The organism is Pseudomonas sp. Bout1, assembly GCF_034314165.1.
Taxonomy (GTDB): domain Bacteria; phylum Pseudomonadota; class Gammaproteobacteria; order Pseudomonadales; family Pseudomonadaceae; genus Aquipseudomonas.
In genome coordinates, this window is the sequence record NZ_JAVIWK010000001.1 from 7,048,504 (window position 1) to 7,073,045 (window position 24,542).

12 protein-coding genes, 1 rRNA gene and 1 pseudogene are annotated in these 24,542 nt (G+C 57.2%); 9 read left to right on the top strand and 5 right to left on the bottom strand.

Features of this window, described 5'->3' with window-relative positions; genetic code table 11:
- Positions 1-56 precede the first annotated feature (56 nt).
- The 5 genes and pseudogenes from RGV33_RS32705 (at position 57) to RGV33_RS32725 (ending at position 9,636) form a co-directional block, all read left to right on the top strand.
- Positions 57-329, top strand: a complete 273-nt coding sequence (locus RGV33_RS32705; RefSeq protein WP_322148573.1) for a transposase family protein — start codon at positions 57-59, stop codon at positions 327-329.
- Between the two features lie 98 nt (positions 330-427).
- A pseudogene (locus RGV33_RS32710) lies at positions 428-833 on the top strand (transposase); the annotation flags it as partial.
- A 190-nt stretch (positions 834-1,023) separates the two neighbouring features.
- Complete coding sequence (locus RGV33_RS32715) at positions 1,024-7,482, top strand: Ig-like domain-containing protein (protein WP_322148575.1); 6,459 nt, start codon at positions 1,024-1,026, stop codon at positions 7,480-7,482.
- Between the two features lie 90 nt (positions 7,483-7,572).
- Positions 7,573-8,481 (top strand): OmpA family protein, encoded by a 909-nt coding sequence (locus tag RGV33_RS32720; RefSeq protein WP_322148577.1) that lies wholly within the window; start codon positions 7,573-7,575, stop codon positions 8,479-8,481.
- Positions 8,482-8,709: 228 nt separating this feature from the next.
- Positions 8,710-9,636 carry an OmpA family protein gene (locus tag RGV33_RS32725; protein ID WP_322148578.1) on the top strand — a complete coding sequence of 309 codons (927 nt, stop codon included), beginning with the start codon at positions 8,710-8,712 and terminating at the stop codon, positions 9,634-9,636.
- A gap of 63 nt (positions 9,637-9,699) precedes the next feature.
- Here RGV33_RS32725 and RGV33_RS32730 read toward each other — a convergent pair whose 3' ends face one another.
- The 4 genes from RGV33_RS32730 to RGV33_RS32745 all read right to left on the bottom strand — a co-directional run bounded on the left by RGV33_RS32730 (position 9,700) and on the right by RGV33_RS32745 (position 18,411).
- Positions 9,700-13,233 (bottom strand): transporter substrate-binding domain-containing protein, encoded by a 3,534-nt coding sequence (locus RGV33_RS32730; protein ID WP_322148580.1) that lies wholly within the window; start codon positions 13,231-13,233, stop codon positions 9,700-9,702.
- A gap of 155 nt (positions 13,234-13,388) precedes the next feature.
- Positions 13,389-14,873 carry a TolC family protein gene (locus RGV33_RS32735; protein WP_322148581.1) on the bottom strand — a complete coding sequence of 495 codons (1,485 nt, stop codon included), beginning with the start codon at positions 14,871-14,873 and terminating at the stop codon, positions 13,389-13,391.
- A 2-nt stretch (positions 14,874-14,875) separates the two neighbouring features.
- On the bottom strand, positions 14,876-16,117 hold the full coding sequence (locus RGV33_RS32740) for an HlyD family type I secretion periplasmic adaptor subunit (RefSeq protein WP_322148582.1): 1,242 nt from the start codon (positions 16,115-16,117) through the stop codon (positions 14,876-14,878).
- Positions 16,114-18,411, bottom strand: a complete 2,298-nt coding sequence (locus tag RGV33_RS32745; RefSeq protein WP_322148583.1) for a type I secretion system permease/ATPase — start codon at positions 18,409-18,411, stop codon at positions 16,114-16,116. Before RGV33_RS32745 ends, RGV33_RS32740 begins: the two co-directional genes overlap by 4 nt.
- A 322-nt stretch (positions 18,412-18,733) precedes the next feature.
- On the opposite strand from RGV33_RS32745, the gene RGV33_RS32750 reads away from it, so the two are divergent.
- Positions 18,734-19,384: a response regulator transcription factor gene (locus RGV33_RS32750; RefSeq protein WP_322148584.1), complete on the top strand. Its 651-nt coding sequence runs from the start codon at positions 18,734-18,736 to the stop codon at positions 19,382-19,384.
- A gap of 12 nt (positions 19,385-19,396) precedes the next feature.
- On the opposite strand, the gene RGV33_RS32755 is transcribed toward RGV33_RS32750, so the two are convergent.
- Positions 19,397-20,023 carry a response regulator transcription factor gene (locus RGV33_RS32755; RefSeq protein WP_322148585.1) on the bottom strand — a complete coding sequence of 209 codons (627 nt, stop codon included), beginning with the start codon at positions 20,021-20,023 and terminating at the stop codon, positions 19,397-19,399.
- A gap of 185 nt (positions 20,024-20,208) precedes the next feature.
- Between RGV33_RS32755 and RGV33_RS32760 the strand changes: the two genes are divergently transcribed.
- From RGV33_RS32760 to RGV33_RS32770, 3 genes are all read left to right on the top strand, one after another.
- On the top strand, positions 20,209-20,640 hold the full coding sequence (locus tag RGV33_RS32760; RefSeq protein ID WP_322148586.1) for a hypothetical protein: 432 nt from the start codon (positions 20,209-20,211) through the stop codon (positions 20,638-20,640).
- Between the two features lie 104 nt (positions 20,641-20,744).
- The gene (locus RGV33_RS32765; protein WP_322148587.1) at positions 20,745-21,920 is read left to right on the top strand and encodes a S8 family peptidase; all 1,176 of its coding nucleotides are present in this window, start codon (positions 20,745-20,747) and stop codon (positions 21,918-21,920) included.
- 1,034 nt (positions 21,921-22,954) lie between these two features.
- Positions 22,955-24,491, top strand: a 16S ribosomal RNA gene (locus RGV33_RS32770).
- Positions 24,492-24,542: the final 51 nt, after the last annotated feature.

A 24,542-nucleotide genomic window follows, 5' to 3' on the forward strand; every position in this document is an offset into this window, starting at 1 on the left:
CCGATTTGATTGATGATGTTCGTGCGAGCAAACACATCTAACAAATCGGCGTTCTTATGCGTGATATTAATACTTTCCTTCCGTTTTGGGAGGGATTTTCTGTCGTCAACATCAAACCTGATGGTGACGCCCTCCAGATCGATCTGATTCCCCACGCTATCCGATTCCCGTCCTGCGGCGGGTGCCAAAAACCTTGTTCAACCACTCATGAGTATTGCGAGCGAACCGTCCGCGCTTTGCCGATTCTCGGCCGCGCAGTGCGCCTCAGCGTTTTGCTCAGGCGGGTTGGCTGTCGTGAATGCGGTAAATGTATGGAGACCGTCAGTTAGCTGGACAGCTATGCGCGCATGACGCGGCGTTTGGCCGAGGCGGTTATCCAGGCCGAGCGTCTTCCCACGCTCCATGTGGCGCAGATGTTTGGGCTGCATGGGACACCGTTCGGTTGCTGGAGCGTTGAGCCTTGCAAGCGGCGTTGAGCACTCTGCCGAAGGCGCAACCGCGACGCTTGGTGATGGATGAATTCGCCCTGTTCAAAGCTCATCGCTACGCCAGCGTTGTGCTGGACGCCGACACTCGACGGGTGCTGTGGATCGGCGAAGGCCGCAGCCGGGCGGCGGCCAAATATGGTCGAGAGGTAATTGATCGAGTCCGTGTCGACGTAGGCCAATCGGCTACGCCATGACAGACCTGCTCGCAAGGTGATAAAGCAAGCTCGATGGCTGTTGCTGCGCAATCCAGAGAACCTGAAAAAGCCGGAACAGCAGGTCCACTTGCAGGATTTGCTGGCGGCCAATCAATCGTTGATGACGGTCTATTTGATGAAGGCCGAACTCAGTTTCACTGCCACTCCCGACAAAATCATTGATAGTTATAACCTCTTTGGGACAGGTCTCATATTTCCTAGCCTTCCGCTCCCTCAACATTTGACTCATTCCAATGCACTCACAAAACGTGCGTTGGCTGATCAGGTTGTGCGGCTTTCCTTGGCGGCACATCGACCCAACTGTCGAATGAGGCATGAGAGTGAATACAAACGCAGTGAATATCGCCGTCGTTGATGGCAAAACCATTACCGAGGCTACTGAGCTTCGGGCCAACCCTCAGGGTCATCCGGTACGGATTAAGGCCGTTGCCAATGGCAAGTACATCCTCGCTGAAGGCGATAAGGGTGTCGCGCCGGAAAACATCACCATCAAGCGCGTTGGCAAAGATTTGCACGTTGCGCTGGAAGGCACCGACCCGGATCAACCGCAACTGATCATCGAAGGTTTCTTCGACGCTGCCGGTCAACTGGTTGGCGTAGCTGAAGACGGTGCCTACCACGAATACATCGCCTCGGATGCAGAGCAGGATCACGAAGCGGCCTTCCTCATGGATGGCGTGTCCGCTCCGCAGGTGCTGGGCGCCGAGCAACTGGGCGGTTTTGATGGCCTGGTCGCGGCAACTGGCATTGGCTGGTTCTGGCCCGCGCTGCTGGGCCTGGGCGCATTGGCTGCCGCCGGTGCAATCTGGGCGAGCAACCGCGACGATGGCGGCCACCACGACGACCTGCTGATGCCGACTGTCCCAAAACTGGACGATGTCGAAGACAACGTCGGCGACAAGACCGGCAAAATCGAAAACGGCGATACCACCGATGACACCACGCCGACCTTCAGCGGCACCGGTACACCCGGCAACACCGTGATCATCAAGGACGGCGACAAGGTCATCGGCGAAGTCGTGGTCGGCGGCGACGGCAAGTGGGAGTTCATTCCCGAGACTCCGCTGGCAGAAGGCGACCACACTATTGTCGTGGTAGAAAAAGACCCGGCCGGCAACGAAAGCGAGCCTTCCCCTGGCTTCGAATTCATTGTCGACACCACTGCCCCGGCGCAGTCTGAGATCAAAGAAGCGCTGGACGATTTCGGTGATCACACAGGCCTGATCCCGCAAGACGGCGTTACTGACGACAATACCCCAACCCTCAATGGAACCGCCGAGGCGGGCTCCATCGTTGAAGTCTTCGCCAACGGCGAAAAAATCGGCGACACCGTAGCCCTCGCAGACGGCACGTGGTCATTCACCCCGTCCACCGCCCTGGCCGACGGCGAATACAGCTTTACTTCGGTGGCGGTAGACGCCGCAGGCAACCGTGGCTTGCCGTCCCTGCCTTACGATTTGATCGTGGATACCCGTGGCGAGCTGATCAAGATCGACCACGTCATGGACGACGCCGGCACCATTCTCCATGAGCTGCAAACGGGTGACGTCACCGACGACACCACCCCGACCCTCAGCGGCCAGGCCACACCAAATTCTCAGGTCAATATCTACGACAACGGCGTGCTGATCGGCAGCGCACCCGTCGACGCCGATGGCAAGTGGACCTTCACACCGGACACGCCACTGGCCGAAGGTCTGCATGGTTTCACCGCCACCGTCGTGACTCTGGCGAACGGCGAAAGCGCGCCAACACCGGTTTTCGACCTCGAAATCGACATCACCGCCCCCGGCAAACCGGGCGCCGATGGCAACGGCGGCATCGACGAAGTCGACGATAACGTCGGCCTGATCCGTGGCCCGATTGAAAATGGCGGCTCCACCGACGACCCGACGCCAACCCTCAGCGGTGGCGGCCAGGAGCCTGGTGGCACAGTCATCATCAAAGACAACGGCACCATCATCGGCACCGTTCCGGTCAAGGACGACGGCAGTTGGGAGTTCACTCCCGACCCAGCGCTGCCTGATGGCGATCACGATTTCAGCATCATCGTGACCGACCCGGCTGGCAACGCCAGCGAAGAGTCCGACCCGTACACCGTCATCATCGACACCCAGGCACCTGCTGCCCCTGCAATCACGAGCGTGTACGATGATCAGGGCGACCACACCGGCAACCTTGCACCCGGTGAACTCACCGATGATGCCAAGCCGGACATCACTGGTACCGCGGAAGCTGGCAGTACCGTAATCATCTACGACAACGGCGTTGAAATTGGCCGTGCACCTGTCGACGCCAGCGGCAACTGGACATTCACCCCCGAGCTCCCGCTGAGCAACGGCCCACATGAGCTGTCTGCAAAGGCTCAGGACCCGGCCGGCAACGTCAGCGAGCCGTCCAATCCGTTTGACTTTGACCTGCTGGCGGGTGGCGCTCCGACTGCGCCGGCCATCACCGGTGCCCTCGACGCTTTCGGCGACAAGACCGGCAATATCTCCCCAGGCGGCGTTACGGACGACAAGCGCCCGACCATCTCGGGTACCGGTGAGCCAGGCAGCACCGTCAAGGTGTATGCCGATGGCGTATTGGTGGGCACTGGCAAAGTGGGCAGCGATGGCCACTGGACCGTTCCACTGACCAGCGACCTGCACGAAGACATCAACAACATCACCGCTACCACCACCGATGCAGTCGGCAATGTAAGCCCCGAAACCGCGGCGTACCCGGTCATCCTCGACACCACCCCGCCAGCGGCCAGCGCCGAAACCCTGACCGATGATGTCGGCCCGATCTTCGGCACGATCCACGACAAGGACACCACCGACGACAACACCCCGACGGCCAGCGGCAACGCTGAGCCTGGCACTACCGTGATCATCTACGACAAAGGCGTAGAGATTGGCCGCGTGCCCGTCAAAGAAGATGGCAGCTGGAGCTTCACCCCCACGACTCCGCTGGAGGACGGCGACCACAGCTTCAGTACCATCGTTGAAGATGCAGCGGGCAATCACAGCCCGAAAAGCGACGAGACCGAGTTCACTGTCGACACCAGCGCAGTAGAAATCAGCCTCACTCAGGTATTCGATAACGAAGGTACCGTCACCGGCCCGCTGAAAAACGGTGGCGTCACCGATGACACCACGCCGACCCTCAGCGGCCAGGCCACAGCCAACTCGCAGGTCAATATCTACGACAACGGCGTGTTGCTGGGCAGCGTCACATCCGACGCCGACGGCAAGTGGGCCTACACCCCAACCACCGCGTTGCCGGAAGGCGACCACAGCTTTACCGCCACCGTCGTCACCGCCGGGGGTGGTGAAAGCCTGCCAACCGGAAAATTCGACATCGAGATCGACACCACTGCACCGGGCAAGCCAGGTGCCGAGGGTAACGGCGGCATCGACGTGATAGACGACAATGTCGGCCTGATCCGTGGCCCAATTGACAATGGCGGTTCCACCGACGACACCACCCCGACGCTCAGCGGCGGTGGCCAGGAGCCAGGCGATACGGTAACCATCATCGACAACGGCACCGTCATCGGTACTGCGCCGGTCAAGGATGACGGCAGCTGGGAGTTCACGCCCAACCCGCCGCTGAACGACGGCGACCATGATTTCAGCATCATTGTCACCGACCCGGCCGGCAACGCCAGCGAAGAATCCGATCCTTACAAAGTCATCATCGACACCCAGGCACCGAGCAAACCGGAAATCACCACCGTGTTTGATGACCAGGGCGACCAGACCGGCAACATCAACCAGGGCGACACCACCGATGATGCCCAGCCGCAGATCAGCGGTACCGCCGAGGCTGGCAGCACCGTGATCATCTACGACAACGGCGTTGAAATCGGTCGCGCTCCTGCCGACGACAGCGGTAACTGGACGTTCACGCCCACGTTGCCTTTGACCAACGGCCCGCATGACCTGTCGGCCAAAGCAGAAGACAAGGCCGGTAACGTCAGCGAGGAATCCGACCCGTTCGAATTCAACCTCATTGCGGGTGGCGTGCCAGCAGCGCCGGCCATTACCGGTGCCATGGACGACTTCGGCGACAAGACCGGAAATATTTCCCCTGGCGGCGTCACCGATGACAAGCGCCCGACCATCTCCGGTACCGGTGAGGCAGGCACTACCGTCAACGTATACTCCGATGGCATTCTGGTAGGTACCGGCATCGTTGGCAGCACCGGCCAGTGGAGCGTTCCACTGACCAGCGACCTGCACGAAAACCTCAACAACATCACCGCTACTACCATCAACGCGGCCGGCAATGTGAGTCCGGAAACCGGTGCGTATCCGATCATCCTCGATACCACGCCACCGGCTGCGTCCGCCGAAACCCTGACCGATGACGTCGGCCCGCTTATCGGCACGATCCACGACAAGGACATCACCGACGACAACACCCCGACTGCCAGCGGGACAGCTGAGCCGGGCACCACAGTGATCGTCTACGACAAGGGCGTAGAGATAGGCCGCGCGCCTGTTGAAAAAGATGGCAGCTGGAGTTTCACTCCTACTACCCCGCTGGCTGACGGTGATCATAGCTTCAGCACCATCGTTGAAGATGCGGCAGGCAACCAAAGTCCGAAAAGCGTCGAAACCGAGTTCACGGTTGACACCAGCATGGTCGAGATCAGCATCACCCAGGTATTCGATAACGAAGGCACCGTTACTGGCCCGCTGAAAAACGGTGGCGTCACTGATGACACCACGCCGACCCTCAGCGGTCAGGCCACGGCGAACTCGCAGGTGAATATCTACGACAACGGAGTGTTGCTGGACAGCGTCACCTCGGACGCCAGCGGCAAGTGGACATACACCCCGAAAACCGCGCTAGCCGAAGGCGACCACAGCTTTACCGCCACGGTGGTTACCGCTGCTGGTGGTGAAAGCCTGCCGACGGGCAATTTCGACATCGAAATCGACACAACTGCACCCGGCAAACCAGTTATCGACGAAGTGAAAGATGACGTTGGTATTATCCAGGACCCGGTAGGCAAAGACGGTACGACTGACGACAGTACCCCGACGCTTGTCGGTAGCGGTCAAGAGCCGGGCGATACGGTGATCATCAAGGATAACGGCACCATCATCGGCACCGCGCCGGTCAAGGATGACGGTAGCTGGGAGTTCACCCCCAACCCGCCGCTGAACGACGGTAAACATGACTTCACCGTTATCGTGACGGATCCTGCCGGCAATGCCAGTGACGAGTCCGATCCGTACCCGGTGAATATCGACACCACGGCGCCGGTGGCCAAGGCGACCGTCGACAGTATGAGCAAAGATAGCGGCGCCAACCACACTGACTTCCTGACCAATGACGGATCAGCTGGGCGCTTGATCAATGGCTCTTTGACCGCAGCTCTTGCGTCTGACGAAAAGGTCCAAGTATCGACGGATGGTGGCAAAACCTGGCTGGATGCGATCCTTAACGGCCTGGATAGCTGGAGCTTTATAGATAACAACAGCCACACGGCGGATTGGGAAATCCAGACGCGGGTGGTGGATAATGCCGGTAACCTCGGCGTTGTAAACACCGAAAACGTTACTTTGGATACCACCGCCCCGCAGGCACCCAGCGCTATAGAACGCTCTGGAGATACTGTAACCGTCGGTTTGGCAGGCACTGAAGCGAATGAAGGTGACACGCTTTTTGTCACTGTCGGCAGCCAGCAGTTCAGCCATTTACTCACTCAGGGCGAGATCGATAGTGGATCTGTGATGGTGAAAGTTCCTACTACCGTCACCGGCGTCGCAGACGCGTTCTTGGTTGACGCGGTTGGCAACGCTTCGGATGTTCGTTACGCGGCGCACAAAACAACAGAGACGTTTGACACCTTGGCTAGAACGGTGAACATACCCGTTGGCACCGAAATGAGCTTCCAAGGCTTCACGCTAATCAATAACTCAGGCTCGTCAATCATAAACTCTATCCGCGCCCCGCAAGGCCCCCACTCCAGTGGGCTTTGGGTCGGGCGTGACGAAGCAGGACCAAATCATATTACTCTGAAGCTTGATCATCCGATCTCGAGCGTTTCGTTCGACCTCAGTTGGTCCAATTTCCCTGCAAACGTGGCGCATTACATAGGCCTGGATGGGAATATCATTGCTTCGGTAGAACTACCGATGGTTTATATGGCCATCAAAAACATCCAATTTACAGCACCTCCTGGGGTGTATATCGCAAGTATAGAGTTCGATGTAGAGGTAGCAAACGCTGGTGTCCAATTTGACAACTTCAAATTCGACGTGCCCACCGGAATAGAGCCTCAGCCCACTAATGCCACAATTGTCGGCGCCGGCGAACATTACGGTACTGAATCAGACAACGTATTTTCAGTCGCCGACGTCGGCTCACTGTCTGCATCCGGCTCCGGGATACATGCCGAAGGCGGTGTCGACACCCTTAAACTGACCGGTAAGGATCAGGTTCTCGACCTGACCAAGCTCGGTGAAAAGATCTCCTCTGTAGAGGTAATTGACCTCACCGGCACCGGCAACAACACCTTGAACCTTTCGTTGAGTGATGTGCTGGAACAAGGTGGCACTTCATTGTTCACTGAAGACGACAACGTGCAAATGATGGTCAAGGGCAACGCCGGCGATAAGGTCAACCTTGATGACCTGCTGGTCGACGGCACCGACCCAGGCAACTGGGCCAACTCTGGCCAGGTGACCGTGGGGGGCGTGGTGTACGAGGTGTATCGCCACGACTCGCTGGATGCCGAGCTGCTGGTGCAGCAAGGCGTGCAAACCAACCTGGTGTAAGCCTGAACGAGGGGCGGCACCCGAGTGCCGCCCTCTCCCCTTTTTTCAAAACCCCGGGCACCGGTCGGTGTCCGTGGTGGAGTCATAAGCATGTTTAAACACACTACGATCTTCCATGTCGCGCTGTTGAGCGTGGCCCTGTGCAGCGCGCCTTCGGTTATGGCTGAGGGCGCTTCTCCCAAAGCGTTCGGCAGTCAGTACACCCCGGTGGCGCCGGTTTCCAGCGGTCAGGCGCAAGTGGTGTATTACCGCGCACCGGCTGCCAATGTTCAGGCCGGTGCCGCGCATGTCTACGTCGACCGCGAGTTTCAAAGCGCGTTGCTGCCGGGTGGTTACAGCGCATTTTGCGTCACACCGGGCCAGCACACCCTCGGTGCCTACCTCAACGATGCACCGCAGTACAAAGGCAAGAGCACCGATGTTTACAGCGCTCAATTGACCGGTGGCATGACCTACTTCCTGAAAGTCAGCGAAGGCGCCAACACGAGCCCCCAGGCCGTACCGCGTGCCCAGGCCGAAATCGAACTGGCGGCAACGCACCAGCAGGTGCATGCACTTTCCCGCGCTTCCCACGTGGTCGCCTGTGACTACCAACGCATGCCCGCTGCAGCGTCGTACAAGGACTATTCACTGTCCGGTGACGTGCTGTTTGCCTTTGGCAAATCCGGCTATGCCGATATCTCGGTCTCGGGGCGTAAAGCCATTCGTGACCTGATCGGCCAACTGCGCAGCGAACACGCCACGCTTGAGCAAATTGAGGTGATCGGTCACACCGACGCCATCGGCAAACCTGCGGCCAACCACGCGTTGGGCCTCAAGCGTGCCCAAACGGTACGCCGCGTATTGCTCGACGGTGGCCTTGCCGCCACCCACATCGACGCCAGCAGCGCAGGTTCGAGTGAACCGGTCAGCAGCGATTGCCAAGGCTCGCGCGCCGAGCAAGTTGCTTGTTATGCACCGGACCGTCGTGTCGTCGTAAGGGTCGACTTACTGCCGTAAGCCCCTTCATTTTGCAGCAGACCGGCGTAGCCATCTACGCCGGTTTTTTTTCGTCTTGAAAACTGCTTAAAGCCTTTATTTACGGGCTTATGAGACGGGTCTCATAGAGCCGCCAAAAGCCTTTGCGCAGAATAGGTTCAAGGCAGCAGAGCGATTTTAGGCCTGCTGATTTATCCACTCTTGATCCCTTTCAGGTGCCGCAGAATCGGTGCCCATGGCGCACACCTCATGACTTTGAATCACTCATCTTTCCCCGCCGTCGCAGTGCTCGGTTCCCTTCTGCTGTGGACCCACATGCCCGTTGCAGCCAGTGCCAACAACGGCACGGGCAAAGCGTTCTACACCGCGTATCAAGAGGCCGCACCAGTGGCCGTCGACCAGGCACAGGTTATCTATTACCGCCCCGTGTTGAGTGTGCAGCGCCAGGGCGCTGCGCATGTGTACGTCGACCGCCAGTTTCATACCGGCTTGCTGCCGGGCGGGTACACACGTTTTTGCGTGGCACCGGGCACACACACGCTGGGCGCTTACCTGGACGACGCGCCTGCGTATCAGGGCAAGAAAAATGACCTTTACCAGGCTAATCTGCACGCTGGCCAAACCTACTTCCTGCGTGTGCGCGAAGACGGCAGCACCTTCCCGCAACCGGTCAGCCGCGAAGAAGCCACACCCGAGCTGAACAGCACCCGCGCGCAGGTGCACGTCCTGTCCAGAGTCGACAGTGTGGAGGCTTGCCGTCATTACGCGTTCTTGAAAAACAGCGGCCCAACCAAGCAGTACGGCCTGAAAAAGGACGTGCAATTTGCACCGGGGCAGACATCACGCCAGTACATCTCCGGCACTGGCCATGAGGCTATTCGCCAACTGCTCGAAGCGTTGCGCAAGGACCAGGCGCAGATCAAGCATATCGTCATCACCGGCCACACCGACCCGATGGGCAATGCTGCGCGCAACGAAATGCTCGGTCACCAACGGGCCGACACCGTTAGCGAAATGCTGGTAGACGCAGGTATTGCACAAACACTGATCAGCACCGAAAGCGCCGGCAACCGCGAGCCGGTGGTGAGCACCTGCTATGGCACCCCTGAAGAACAAGTCGCGTGTTATGCACCAAACCGACGGGTGACCATAAAAGTGGAGCTGAACCAGAACTAGCCTTGAATACCTGAAAAAGGCCTACCTCCATCGTTTGCAGCTGCATCCTGCGAAGTGCTGAAGTCAGCTTAACAGGCGCTCTTCGAGTGCCTGGAGGCGGGCCTGGAGGGTCTCGGCCGCCGGGTAACACGTTGGCAGCGAACCTGCCTGCGCTGCACTTTCAAGCGCGCCGCAGGCCGCGCTCAATTCAGCGTCCCCGGTCAGGTACGCGCCGCCGCGGATTTTGTGGGCCAGTTTGCCCAGGCCTGCGACGTCGCCCAGCGCCAACAATCGGGTCAGTTCAAGCGCGTCCTGGCGATGGGTCTTGAGGATCTCCTCCACCAGCGGCCCATAGGACTCAGGACTGAGCAGGCGGATTTTCTCCAATTCGCCACCCTTATTGCTGGCAGCCGCCAGTGCGCGGCGCTCACTTTGTTGCGCCACGTCGCCAATCAAGGGTGCCAGCGCTTCAATACCGATGGGTTTGAACAGGCAGCGGTTCATGCCGGCCGCGAGGCAGCGCTCCACCACTTCGGACTGTGCGTTGGCGGTCAGGCCAAAAATCGGGTGGGCGCGCTGTGCCATGCCCTGTTCCCAGTCGCGCATGCGCCGGGTCAGCTCGTAGCCGTCCATGCCCGGCAGGCCGCAGTCGGTAATGGTCAGGTCGAACAGCGGGCTCGCCTGCTCCCAGAGGGCCAGTGCCGATTCGCCGTCATCGCAAGGCACGGCGTCGTGGCCCAGGTATTCCAGTTGTTGGCAGAGCAGCAGGCGGTTCGGTGCATGGTCTTCCACCACAAGGATTTTCAAGCGGTGGCCGGAAGGCATCTGAGCCGTTTGCAGCGCTTGGTCTTCAGCGATTTCGGCGAGTGGCGCTTCAAACACCAAGGTAAAGCGCGAGCCTAGCCCTGGCTGGCTGTCGACGCTCAATTGCGCCTCAAGCAAACGCGCCAGGCTGACGCAAATACTCAGCCCCAGGCCAGTGCCCCTGGCACGGTGTTCGCCCGGGTCGGCCTGCACGAACGGCTCGAAAATCTCATGCTGCTGCATAGTCGTCAGCCCCGCGCCGGTGTCACTGACCTGAATTGCAAAACGGCCATACCCTGCGTTGCGCGCATCCGGCAACTCACGCAATAACAGCTGGACACTGCCCTGCCCGGTGAACTTGATCGCGTTGCTCAGCAGGTTCGAAACGATCTGGTTGAGCATCAGCGCATCAATCATCACGCCGTGGTGAGTGACCTGAGTCGACAGCGTGTAATCCAGCTGTTTTTTGCGGGCGTTGGTGGCAAATAGCGTGTGCAGCGACTGCATCAACTCAACCAGGTGAGTCGGCCTTGGCGACGGTTTCATCGCCCCGGCCTCGATCTTCGACAAATCCAGAATGTCGCCGATCAGCGACAACAATGACTGTGCCGATTGGTGCGCAACCTCCAGGTTTTCTTCCCTCTGCGCGGGTGTACCACCGCGTAAACGCAGCATTTCAATCAGGCCAATCAAAGCGCTGATGGGCGTGCGGATCTCATGGCTCATGCTCGCCAGGAACACCGACTTGGAACGGCTGGCCTCCACCGCCGTTTCGGTCGCCAGGCGCAGTTGCTCGGTCAGGTGCGCCCGCTCGGTAATGTCCAGCCAGCCGCCGATCAAGCCGACATAACGCCCGGCGCTGTTATGGAATGGCAGTACCCAGTGGTACAGCTGAAAAGACTCACCTTTGACCTGCACCTCCAAGTCGCCAAAGGTCGGCTGGCCCTCTTTGAGAATGTCCAGGTAAAACTGGTGATACCGCGTAATCAGGTGCGGGCTGACGTGATCACTTTCCAGCAAGGTCTTGCCGACCACTTCGTCTGCGCTGGTTTGCAAGAAGTCCAGGTAAGCCCGGTTACATTGCACCAGCCGCCCTTCTTCGTCCCGCACGTACAGCGCAACCGGCGCACCGTCGATCAAGGTGCGGGTAAATTCCAGCTGGTCGCCAAGGGCCTGCTCGGCCTTTTTGCGCTGGTTGATCTGCACGCGCAAAAAGTAGTTCCAGATCAAAAACACCAGCGCAAACAGCGCGGCGCCGGCGATGACCATATACACCGTGTCTTTGTAGGTGCTCCAAGGACTGGCGACAGCTGGCACCACGTAACTACTCCAGCGCACTGTTATTTCTTGGAGCTCCTCCGGGGAAATTTCCAGAAGCGTTTGATTGATAATGTCTTTAAGTACCGTCTGATCCTGATCTACCGCCATCGCAACTGCGGCAGGAACAGGTCCGAATACTGCGGCAATGTGTAAGTCCTGCTGGAAGTGATAGTTAATGAAATAGTTGGCGCCAAATTGAGTCTGGACACTGCCATCGACCTCACCGGCCATCAACATCTCCAGGCCACGAGTTGCGCTTTCCACCGGCACCAGAGTGATCCCTGGGTACTTTTCTTCAACCCACGTCGACATGGGGTTGCCCATAGGCATTGCCAACTTCAACCCATTGAGTTCGTCAAGGCTGCGGATGTCAGCCTGCGATCGCCGGGTGACGACTACGAACGGGCTGATCAGATAGGGCCGCGTGTACTGATCGCGGGAAAGGCGGAAATCACCAATGCTCACGGCTGCAATCAAATCAGCCTGATGGTGTTCCAGCCGTTCGACCATATCGCCGATCCCCTTACTACGCACCAGTTCGAACTCAAGCCCGGTACGGCGGGTAATCAGCCTCAGCAAGTCAGCGGTGAGACCTTGCAGGCGATCTCGCTCATCAAAAAACGTGAGCGGCGCGTAGGATCCCGCCACCATTACCTTGGCGGTGGGGTGAGCGCTGATCCAAGCTTTTTGCTGAGGGCTGAGGTTCAGGGACGTATGAGCGATAACGAAGTTGTTGCTTAACCCCCAGCGCGAAGTAATCCGCAACATGCCCGCCACCGGAATGGCCGCCAGCGTCTGGTTGATTGCGCTCAGTAGTTGAGGTGCATGCACACTGACCGAAAAATTGATGTCGGCGATGTTCGGAGCCACAGCATTGCCAGCAATCACCAACTCATTACGGTAGAAGCGCGAGATCAAGTACTCGGCAGTAATCGCATTTGTACGCACGGCATCGATTTGGCCGTACGCCAGAGCAGCCATAGCGTTCAAATGGTTGGTGAACGGCACCAGAGTACTGCCAGGATACTGCTGGCGTAATTGCGACTCCTTCAGAGTATTAATGCCAAAGTAGGTCAAACGTCCCCTGGAAATATCAGCGTCAGCGGTTTGAGACTCGTTGGCGCGGCGGACGATAACCTGTCGATTCAACAGATAAGGTGAACTGGGGACCCCTCCAGTAGTTGTCAACGTAACGTCATTGAGCCCCAGCATGTCCACGTCGCCCCCCGCCAGGGCTTGTGATGCCTCGTCCCGGCTGCCGTATCGTTGCATCTCGACATGCACGTCCATGGTCTGCTGCAACAACCCCAATACATCAGCAGCCACCCCCTCGAATACATCAGGCTCATAGCCCTCAGACAGTGGCGGCTGCGCCGACCCCCAAAAGGCCACCCGGACCGTGGGTTTGGTGTCGAGCCAGGCGCGTGTGTCAGGATCAAACGCCACTTTGGGCGCCAACACCGGCGTGCGAACCCGCAGCTGTGCAGGCTCCATGGCCCAAGCCGAAACGCTCGCTGCCCAGAGCAGCAACAGGCTGAGGGAGAAGAAAAACCCTTTCATTACCGATGGGTTCAAAGTGTTCCATTCCATTGAAATGCGAATAAAGACGAAGTCTACACACCTTGCCCAGTGTAGGAATATTCCCGCTTTCAGCGCCCGTCCTGTAACCAGCGCGCCAGCGTGCCGGCACTCGCATATTGGCGAACAATCGACTGGTAGCCATCGAAGCGGTTGCTGATTTCGCTGACCTGGTTGCCGTAGTGGTCGTTTTCGGCGGTCAGCACATCAAGCAAGGTGCGCTTGCCCAAGTGGTGCCATTGCTGGAAGAACGCATCGCGAATACGGTCCGACTCCGCCGACAACTCACGGTACAGCTCGGCACGCTCCAGTTGGGTGCGCGCATCGTTGTCGGCAGTACGGATGCGAAATTCCAGGTCCAGGCGTTGCTGCTCAGTTTCCTGACGGCTGGCATCGGCACGCTGCAAGGCTGCACGTTCGGCGGCGCGGGTGGAGCCACCACGGAACGCGCCCCAGGTCACGCTCAGGTTGGTCTGCCACGGTTGTTCGCGGCCGATTGAATCCTCGGCGGTGTTCTTGCTGATCACCCAGTTGAGTTGCGGCAACCCGGAAGCGCGCACTGCCTCAGCTTGTAAGTCAGCCGATTCAGCCTGGGCGGTGGCCTGGCGAATCGTCGGGTGGTTCTTGGCAGCGTCCAACAGGGTTTCAAGCTGGGTCAGGCCGATGTTCCACTCTTTGCTGCGCGGAATCGGAATCGGCCGTTCGCCCACCAGCTTGCGCAGGGTGATTTGCGCATCACGCACCTTGGCTTCGGCGGCATCACGCAGGGCCTGGGCCTGCAGCATTCGTGCCTTGGCCTGGGTCAGTTCGCTGGCCCGGCCCTGGTCCACGGCGACGATGCCGGCGAGCATCTTCACCAGCTCTTGCATGCGGTCGGCAAACTGCTGGCTGAGGTCAACGACGATCTGCTGCTTGCCCATCTCAATCAACGTGGTAACCACTTCATACCCGGTGTTTTCCATTTCGGCAGCCAGGCTTTCATCCGCCGCCACCGCCAGCTTTTTACGGCTATCGATGGTGTTATCCAGGCGCCCCCAGTCGTAAACCATGGTCGACACCGCCAGGTTGATGCCGCCACTGCCCTGCTCGTTGTCCTTGCCCTTGCCGAACTGCATGGCCTGGGTCTGGGTGCCGACGTCGACCTGCGGCCAGCGCTGGCCTTTGGCTTCATCCACATCCGACTGTGAAGCCTGCTGTTCTGCCTTGGAACGCAGCACTTGCGGGCTGCGGTTGATCGCCGCTTCCACGGCACGTCGGAAAATGCCGCGCAGTTCCAGCTCCGACGGCCCGGTATTGATCTGTGCACCCTGGGCGCGGGCTGCCATGCGTGCTGGCAACGCCGCGTACGCCACGGCGGATACGCTGTGAACCTGCGGCGCCGTCACGGCGCGCGCCGGCGCGGTGGGTTTGGCGGTTTCGGCAGTCACGGGCTGAAAGTTGAGCAGGTCTGCTTGCCCCTCGGCCTGGTCCGGGCTGAGCCACAAACCGCCAAGCAGGCACAGCGAGACCAGGTGGGCGGCCAGTGTCGACTGTGCGCCCGCAAATTTAAACGTCATGGTTAGCGCTCCCGGAAAGCTTCCCGGGCCTTGAGCACGGGTTTTAGCAGGTAATCGAGAATGGTTTTTTCGCCGGTGCGGATTTCGACCGTGGCCACCATCCCGGGAATGATTGGCAGGGGTTTTCCACCCGCCTCAAGGCTGCTGCTGTCGGTGAGGATCAGCACGCGGTAGTAGGTGTCGTCAGCACGGCCGGCGGCGGCTTTCTGGTCATCCTTGAGGGTGTCCGGGCTGATGTGTTCGACGGTGCCTTTGAGGCCGCCATAAATGCTGTAGTCGTAGGCAGTAATCTTCACCGTGGCCGCCAGGCCCGGGTGCAAAAACGCGACATCAGCGGGGCGGATCTTGCCTTCCACCAGCAACTGGTCTTCCAGCGGCACAATTTCCAGAATGTGCTCGCCGGGCTGGATCACCCCGCCCACCGTGTTGACACGGACGTTTTTGACAGTGCCACGGACTGGGGCGGTGATGGTGGTGCGCTCCAGTACGTCGGCACGGCCAATCAAATTTTCACTGGTTTGCGACAACTCCAACTCAAACTTCGCCAGCTCGGCGTTGGCTTCAGCTTGATAGCGGTTAGTGCGCTCGACGATCTGCGACTTGATTTCATTGGCCTGACGGCGCATGCGCAAGATCTCCACCTCGGACATCAGGCCCTTGGCTGCCAACGGCTCGGCCAACTGGATCTCACGCATGCTCAAGGCATAGCTGCGTTGCAGGCCGCCAACACTTTCGTTCAAGGCATTTTTGCGGGCGTTGTAGGCCTGGATTTCCTGCTGCATCACCGCCTTGTCGGCTTTCACCATGTCATCGAACTCCAGCGGTTGCTGGTACGCCTCGGCACGCAAACGGGTGATGCTCGCCTTAAGGCCGATGACCTTGGACAAGGTTTCGCGGTAGCTGGCCTGCGCACGGGTCGCGTCGATCTTGAGCAGCACCTGGCCCTTATCGACCACATCGCCTTCGCGCACATTCATCTGCGCGAGAATCCCGCCTTCCAGGCTCTGGATCACTTGCTCGCGGCTCTTGGAAATGACCTTGGCTTCGCCCTGGGTAATTTCTTCGACACGGGCGAAGTACGCCCACACCAGGCCGCCCACTAGCACCGCGGCAATCAGGTGCAACACCAGGCGCGAGCCGGGTGTGGTTTGGGTCAGCAGCGACTCCTGGACATCATTCATATAAGACGCGTCACCCGGCAACAGAGGCGCACGGTCTCGGCGGTTAAACAGTCTGCGAATCATTGGCCCGCCTCCACATTGGCTTGGGGTTTGTTGGCCGACTTCAAATTCATCGACGGTGCCGGGCGGCCGCTGGCAGACGCCGTGGCGGTGGCGCTGCGGGGGTTACCGCTCATGGCGGCGAGAATCGCGTCTTTGGGGCCATCGGCGACGACTTTGCCGTCGTCCACGACAAGAATGCGGTCCACCAAGCCGAGCAATGACGGGCGATGGGTTACCACCACCAGGGTCTGGCCTTCAGTGGCGCGTTGCAGGTGGTGCAAAAACTGTGCTTCGGTCTGGGTGTCCATGGCGCTGGTGGGCTCATCGAGCAACAGCAGCGATGGGCGGGCCAACAGGCTGCGGGCCAGGGACACCAACTGACGCTGGCCACCGGACAAGCCCTCGCCCATCTCACCGATCGGCAGGTTGATACCTTTGGGATGACGGGCAGCGACCTCATCCAAGCCCGTCAGGCGCAGCACACGCAAGAACTCTTCGGCGCTCGCTTCGGGGCGGCCAAGCATTACGTTTTCGCGCAGCGAACCGTAGAACAGCCGTGCGTCCTGGCCGACGTAGCCAACCGCCTTGCGCCAATCGGCGGGGTCGATCTGATTCACGTCCAGGCCATCCGTGAACATTTGCCCGCTGACCGGCAGATAAAGCCGCGCCATCACCCGCAACAAGGTCGACTTGCCGCTGCCGATGCGCCCAAGAATCGCCACGCGCTCACCCGGCTTGATCGACAGGTTGATGCCCTGCAATACCGGAGGATTAGGTTGCATGGGCGGTGCGGGGTAGGAAAAAGCAATATTTTTCAGGGTCAGTTGGCCGGTCAGTACCGGTTTGGTCAGGTACTCGCGGCTGGCGTCTCGGTCTACCGGCATCGCCATCAATTTGTTCAGCGACTGCAAGGCCGCCTTCGCCTGCTGGAAGCGCAGCGCCAACCCGACGACTTGACCCAGCGGCGCTGTCGCGCGTCCGGCGAGCATCACGGTGGCAATCAATGCGCCCATGGACAGGTCGCCTGCATCGATCAAATACACGCCGATGACGATCAGCACCACCGTTTGCACCTGCTGGAAAAACGTCACGGCGCCGTTGGCCGCACTCGACAGCTGGCGCGACTTCATCGACGTGCTGGACGCCAAGGCACTGAAGGTTTCCCAACGCCGTTGCATATAGGCTTCGCCGCCGACGGCCTTGAGGGTTTCAAGGCCTTCGATGGACTCGATCAGTACGCCTTGTTTGAGGGACGACTCGCGCAGGTTTTCTTTCATGGTGCGCGCCAGTGGCCACTGGATACCGACGCTGATCAGCACGATCAGCGGGATCAGCAGCATGGGCACCCAGCCCAACGGCCCGCCGACGAAAAAGATTACCGCGACGAACATCAACACAAACGGCAAGTCGGAGATCGCCGCCAGCGTCGCGGAAGTGGCGAAGTCACGCACCGATTCAAACTCGCGCAACTGGTTGGCGAACGAACCCGATGACGCCGGTTTGTGTTCCATCTGGATCGACAGCGCCTGACGGAACAACATTGTGCCCAGAACGAGGTCGGCCTTTTTGCCGGCCAGGTCCAACAGGTGCGCCCGTACGTAGCGGGCTATGGCTTCAAACACCATCGCCACAACGACGCCGATGGCCAGCGACCACAACGTCACGAACGCCTGGTTCGGCACCACGCGGTCATAGACATTCATGGTGAAGAAGATGCTTGCCAGGGCCAGCACGTTGATCAGTACCGCGCCGATGGCAGCGCTGCGGTAGTAACGACGATAGCGCCACAGAGTGCTCAGCAGCCAATGCCCGGCCGGGCGCTCAGTCTCTTCACCGGCGCGGGTGTCAACTTTCGCGGTACGCTTGGCCAGGATCGCGAAACCTGCGTACAACTCATCCATTTCGGCCTGGGGAATTTCCACGGGCTCAGTGCTGATTTCCGGCAGGATCACCTGGTAAAGGCAGGCGCGTTTGTCTTCTGAGTTCGGATCGAGCCGTCGGCCCACCAACACGCAGCCGCCACGACCTTGTCGCAGCAAAATGATTGGAAACAACTGCTCCGGTAGTGCACGCACTTGGCGCTCCACCAATCCAGCAGACAAGCCAGCATTAGTCATGCTCGCCAGAGCAAGGGATGGTGAGAGCAAGCCCACCTTAGGTAGGCCCGCAGTGAGTGCTTGGGGTGAACGGCCAACGCCAAAGTGATCGCATAGCCACGAGACACTTTGCAGCAAAGTGTCTTCGATCTGGAGCTGTGGAGCGGGCATCGCCGCGCTGTCATTCCCTGATTCGACAGAAATGCTATCGGTAGACATCGATGGGGTCCTGGGTTGATTGCTGAAGTCATGGCAGGTTTCACGGCAATGGCATCAGCCGAAATCTGTCGGATAATTCTGACAACGAGGTCAACCTAGGAGAACGAGACTTGTCTCAAACCGTCAGCCATCATGAGAGCCCCTTACACACACCACCTTCAGGTAAGCGTTGAGGGTTGTCTGGGGCGGTATTCTCTTTGGGTAAGAATTTGAGCTAAGGTGTGAGCGATTTCTGCTTGAGATTTGTAGGGGCTTTCCCTAACAGCCAAAGGAACGGTCGGCAATGAGATGGTCTGTGGTATCCCCTTTGCGGATTGTCCTCTTGGACGATCACGCGCTGATTAGAGATGCTTTGAAGATTCGGCTGTCGCTGGAACCTGACTTCAAGGTAGCCGGCGTTTACTCCACCAGTAAGGCGTTAATTGAGGGGTTACGCGATCAGGAAGCTGATTTGTTAGTGCTCGATTACCAACTGACTGATGGCGAGCTTGATGGGTTGCGGCTGATTCAAATGGTGCGAGGCCATTATCCCAATCTCAGGATTGTGATTTTCTCATCATCGGAACGCCCGGCAACCGTGAATATGAGTATTCGCGCAGGTGCCAACGGTTTTGTGGGCAAATCCCAGGAAACAGATGAGTTGTTGCGGGCCATCCGAATGGTGGCGCTCGACCGTATTTATCTGGCGCCAGCCATGGCGGCCGAGCTGGATAAGCTGCCTATTCCGCAGGCTGTGGATATTGATCAGTCTTTCGACGGGGACAAGGTACTGGCAAATCACCCAGAACTCTCCCCGAAGGAAAGCGAGGTGCTACGCTGCTGCTTGGAAGGGATGTCGGTGTCTCAGATCGCTACCAAGTTTCTGCGCAGTCGCAAGACCATCAGCGGACAAAAACAGGCAGCATTTCGAAAACTGGGTATCCGCACAGATACCGAGTTGTTCAAGTTACAAATACATTTGAAAGAAGTTTGATGGTGCGGTTGGTCAGGTTAAATTATTGCGCTTTGCGATAACAAATAGCTCCACAACCGAGGTCGCATTGAGTTTGTAAAGTAAGCGGCTCTTATAGGTGCTGATCGTTTTGCCACTCAATAGCATGCGATCAGCAATTTCCTTATTACTCAGGCCTTGAGCCAAATGCTGTAAGACCCTCAGCTCACGGGTTGACAGGCTCTCCAGTTTTTTCTGTTCTTCGCCTCCGGTTACCCGGCCCACCGAGCAACAGGTCTGGCTCGGAAAGTAGCTGTAGTTGGCATGAACCGCCCTTACCGCATTTACGAGTTCGCACAAATCACTCTGCTTATTCACGAAACCATGTGCGCCGCTTTGCAGGCACCGAGACGCCATGTGGCCAGGTTCGAGCCCCGTCAGCACAATGATTTTGACGGCCCAATTGCGCGCCACAATGCGGTTGATAACTGTCAAACCGTCGATTCCAGGGATCCCGATATCAAGGATCACCGTACAAGGCTGTAGTGTTTCCAACAGGCGCAATGCATCAACGCCGTTGTCAGTCTGAGCAGCAACGTGCAGGCCTTCTGCCTCCAATAGGTGGGCGACGGCCATGCGTACGGCGGGATGATCGTCAACGAGTAGTATTTGATGGGCCATGGCTGATTCCACGAAGCAAACGGTAAAAAAAGCTTAATGTATTTCCTAATCACTCGGTTCTGTAAGTCGCCCCTGAGGACCACTTTTGAGACAAGTCTCAGTTTAATTGCTGTTGTTTATTGACAGTCTAGCCCTCTGATTATTAGCGCTCCAACTCGAATCATGCGTTGGGCAGGGTGATGAAAATGATTGATAAACATATCAGAGTGCTGATCATTGAACCGGTGTTTGCTCAGGCTCATCTTATTGAAAAAATGCTTAACCTAATGGGTTACTACTGCGTTGCAACGACTGCAAACGTTGAAGAGGGATTGTTGTTAAATCGATATGGATTGAGAAATTTTGACGTTCTCATTGCCCCCCTGCCGATGTTGATTCTGGAGCATTCGCAGGTGAGCCGTTTCAAAGGCTTCAATATCAGGAATCTCTTCCTATACGGTTGCTCACCTCATGATCACGATATCCCGATCCTGGTGAAGGGGGAGGCGTGTTTCAAGAGTGGCTTGCCCGAGTTCGAAGTGCTGCAGGAGTTTATGGCAAGGTTCCCCAAGCCAACGCCTACTTTCAGTGGCCCCGTAGGGGCATTGAGCGTCGGCGGCTCACGTTTTAAAGCGTAGAGCGACGTCATCCTGATACATAATCTAAACGTCATTACGGCGGAGCGCGGAAATTTGTCTGCTCGAATGAGCTTGTAAGGTGTCTAGAGAATCCGGGGCGATTCATGTCCGTGCAGTCTGCGGGCAATATAAGAGACAACAATTCATGGCTGCTCTATCCCGACAGCTTTAGCACAAACCTCATCCATGATCCTGGGCAGGCTTGGAACGCTCTCACCGTTGGAGCATGTACGAATAAGGTCGACACTGGCCCTACTGACTACAAACCTATTGCAAAAGTAGGAGGGCTAAGCCCTTTCACGACTACCTCCGCAACCTGGGACAGCGCTTGGCCGCTCAAACCAGACGTAGTATTTGAAGGTGGTAACGCCGCGAAGGATCGTTTTGGTGCCGCGGGAATGTCGAGCCTGAATCTATTTACTGCGAGGCATGAATTCGAGCCGAGACGATTTTGTACTTTCAATGCTACGAGTGCTGCTTCAGCTCTATGTTCTCGCATGGCTGCGCAAATCTTGGTGGAGTATCCGGCTATTTGGCCTGAGACCGTACGGGCGTTGATTGTGCATTCTGCTGAATGGTCAGAAGCCATGCGCGACTCCTATCTTCCACGTGTACCTGCAAAAGCTGACTACGTAAATCTGATCCGACATGCCGGATGGGGAGAGCCAAAGCTCGAGCGCGCCTTGTGGAGTGTGAGTAACTCCCTGACATTAGTGATTGAAGTCCAGCTTCATCCCTACAAAAAGGGCAAGGGGAAGATCGAAACCAGGGAGATGAATCTGCACAATATCCCCTGGCCAAAGGACGAGCTTGAGGCGCTTCAGGAAACTGAAGTGGAAATGACGGTTACCCTTTCATACTTTATAGAACCGAATCCGTCAGCTCGCGGTTCTACCTCGAAATACCATTATCCGTCACACCGCCTACGTTTCGATGTCAAGCGTTCGTTGGAAAGCACCGATGATTTCATTGCTCGAGTAAATGCCGCTGCTGAACAACCGAATGACGCTGCTGCTCCCAAGGATCCACATTGGTTGTTGGGGAGCGGGAACAGAAATAAAGGCTCAATACATCAGGATGTCTGGAAAGGTACCGCCGCAGACCTTGCTAGCAGGGGCGTGCTGGCTGTATATCCAGGAATGGGATGGTGGAGGACTCGCCCAACCCTAAAGCGTTACGATCTGCCTGCACGTTATAGCTTGGTCATATCAATCAGGACCCCCGAAACTGACGTAGACCTGTACGCAGCAGTCGAGAACAAGCTAATTATTGAGGTTTAGGGTGGGGCCGGTTGAGGAGAGGCCGATTGGGCGCGCTCAGTTAATCAAGAATATGTAAGCCGGGCCTCTTAGGTCTTAGGACTATATCCCGCCATCAAAATGGTTTTGGCAGGACCAATCTCAAAGCTTGGCGGCGGGCACTCACCTTGCGGCATCACCGGCATTGGCACACCAGAGTAGGAGTTTATGGCTTCACCCTTTCAAGGCGCAAACGCCGTTGATGAACGTCGTTGCTTGGAAAGTCGGAGCGTGGCCGGGTGCGCAAGTATTTTGTGAATTCAGTAGGCTTTTCTCATCATTTCTGTGATCCCCGCCCTTGGCACTCACAGAAAAAATGACATTTCCCCAGCGTTTGCTGGCTCTCTCGAATCAGCTATTTTGTGAACCTACATCGGGTGCAGGTTCACGAATAGATGGTTCGGCTAATCTTTACCGATTGGTCAACCATCCCAAAAAAAGCCCGCCCAAAGTGGGTTTTTTTTGCTTCAATTAAACTGATTTTTGTCTTGGGCCGTGAGGCGATGGCGAGACTTGGCCGACAGGCAGACTGTGGCTGCTGCACCCAAACGAAGCTGGCGCTCCTACGGCACTCAAGAACGGACAAAATTTTCCGCAAAGATCTTATGAGGATCTTTCATAGCGGCAACCCAGGTTTTTTCAGGATGAGAAAATAATTTCAGCTAGGGGTTGACCACATATTTTAATACTGTACTATTCGCCTCCCGCTAACGAGCAGATCGGAAGTCGCTTGGAAGTTAAGTAGTTGAAGTTGTTGTAAGAATTCTTCGAAAGCTTCTGAAGATAATCACTTGACAGCAAATGAGGCTGCTGTAGAATGCGCGCCTCGGTTGAGACGAAAGATCTTAACCAACCGCTCTTTAACAACTGAATCAAGCAATTCGTGTGGGTGCTTGTGGAGTCAGACTGATAGTCAACAAGATTATCAGCATCACAAGTTACTCCGCGAGAAATCAAAGATGTAACCAACGATTGCTGAGCCAAGTTTAGGGTTTCTTAAAAACCCAAAGATGTTTGAACTGAAGAGTTTGATCATGGCTCAGATTGAACGCTGGCGGCAGGCCTAACACATGCAAGTCGAGCGGTAGAGAGAAGCTTGCTTCTCTTGAGAGCGGCGGACGGGTGAGTAATGCCTAGGAATCTGCCTGGTAGTGGGGGATAACGTTCGGAAACGGACGCTAATACCGCATACGTCCTACGGGAGAAAGCAGGGGACCTTCGGGCCTTGCGCTATCAGATGAGCCTAGGTCGGATTAGCTAGTTGGTGGGGTAATGGCTCACCAAGGCGACGATCCGTAACTGGTCTGAGAGGATGATCAGTCACACTGGAACTGAGACACGGTCCAGACTCCTACGGGAGGCAGCAGTGGGGAATATTGGACAATGGGCGAAAGCCTGATCCAGCCATGCCGCGTGTGTGAAGAAGGTCTTCGGATTGTAAAGCACTTTAAGTTGGGAGGAAGGGCAGTAAATTAATACTTTGCTGTTTTGACGTTACCGACAGAATAAGCACCGGCTAACTCTGTGCCAGCAGCCGCGGTAATACAGAGGGTGCAAGCGTTAATCGGAATTACTGGGCGTAAAGCGCGCGTAGGTGGTTCGTTAAGTTGGATGTGAAATCCCCGGGCTCAACCTGGGAACTGCATTCAAAACTGACGAGCTAGAGTATGGTAGAGGGTGGTGGAATTTCCTGTGTAGCGGTGAAATGCGTAGATATAGGAAGGAACACCAGTGGCGAAGGCGACCACCTGGACTGATACTGACACTGAGGTGCGAAAGCGTGGGGAGCAAACAGGATTAGATACCCTGGTAGTCCACGCCGTAAACGATGTCAACTAGCCGTTGGGAGCCTTGAGCTCTTAGTGGCGCAGCTAACGCATTAAGTTGACCGCCTGGGGAGTACGGCCGCAAGGTTAAAACTCAAATGAATTGACGGGGGCCCGCACAAGCGGTGGAGCATGTGGTTTAATTCGAAGCAACGCGAAGAACCTTACCAGGCCTTGACATCCAATGAACTTTCTAGAGATAGATTGGTGCCTTCGGGAACATTGAGACAGGTGCTGCATGGCTGTCGTCAGCTCGTGTCGTGAGATGTTGGGTTAAGTCCCGTAACGAGCGCAACCCTTGTCCTTAGTTACCAGCACGTAATGGTGGGCACTCTAAGGAGACTGCCGGTGACAAACCGGAGGAAGGTGGGGATGACGTCAAGTCATCATGGCCCTTACGGCCTGGGCTACACACGTGCTACAATGGTCGGTACAGAGGGTTGCCAAGCCGCGAGGTGGAGCTAATCCCAGAAAACCGATCGTAGTCCGGATCGCAGTCTGCAACTCGACTGCGTGAAGTCGGAATCGCTAGTAATCGCGAATCAGAATGTCGCGGTGAATACGTTCCCGGGCCTTGTACACACCGCCCGTCACACCATGGGAGTGGGTTGCACCAGAAGTAGCTAGTCTAACCTTCGGGAGGACGGTTACCACGGTGTGATTCATGACTGGGGTGAAGTCGTAACAAGGTAGCCGTAGGGGAACCTGCGGCTGGATCACCTCCTTAATCGACGACATCAGCTGCTCCATAAGTTCCCACACGAATTGCTTGATTCAT

Excerpts from the sequence above, each read along its gene's own strand:
- RGV33_RS32735 (WP_322148581.1), bottom strand. The coding sequence starts at position 14,873 with ATGACGTTTAAATTTGCGGGCGCACAGTCGACACTGGCCGCCCACCTG.
- RGV33_RS32705 (WP_322148573.1), top strand. The coding sequence starts at position 57 with ATGCGTGATATTAATACTTTCCTTCCGTTTTGGGAGGGATTTTCTGTC.
- RGV33_RS32755 (WP_322148585.1), bottom strand. The coding sequence starts at position 20,023 with ATGGCCCATCAAATACTACTCGTTGACGATCATCCCGCCGTACGCATG.
- RGV33_RS32730 (WP_322148580.1), bottom strand. The coding sequence starts at position 13,233 with ATGGAGCCTGCACAGCTGCGGGTTCGCACGCCGGTGTTGGCGCCCAAA.
- RGV33_RS32765 (WP_322148587.1), top strand. The coding sequence starts at position 20,745 with ATGTCCGTGCAGTCTGCGGGCAATATAAGAGACAACAATTCATGGCTG.
- RGV33_RS32745 (WP_322148583.1), bottom strand. The coding sequence starts at position 18,411 with ATGTCTACCGATAGCATTTCTGTCGAATCAGGGAATGACAGCGCGGCG.
- RGV33_RS32740 (WP_322148582.1), bottom strand. The coding sequence starts at position 16,117 with ATGATTCGCAGACTGTTTAACCGCCGAGACCGTGCGCCTCTGTTGCCG.
- RGV33_RS32760 (WP_322148586.1), top strand. The coding sequence starts at position 20,209 with ATGATTGATAAACATATCAGAGTGCTGATCATTGAACCGGTGTTTGCT.
- RGV33_RS32725 (WP_322148578.1), top strand. The coding sequence starts at position 8,710 with ATGACTTTGAATCACTCATCTTTCCCCGCCGTCGCAGTGCTCGGTTCC.
- RGV33_RS32720 (WP_322148577.1), top strand. The coding sequence starts at position 7,573 with ATGTTTAAACACACTACGATCTTCCATGTCGCGCTGTTGAGCGTGGCC.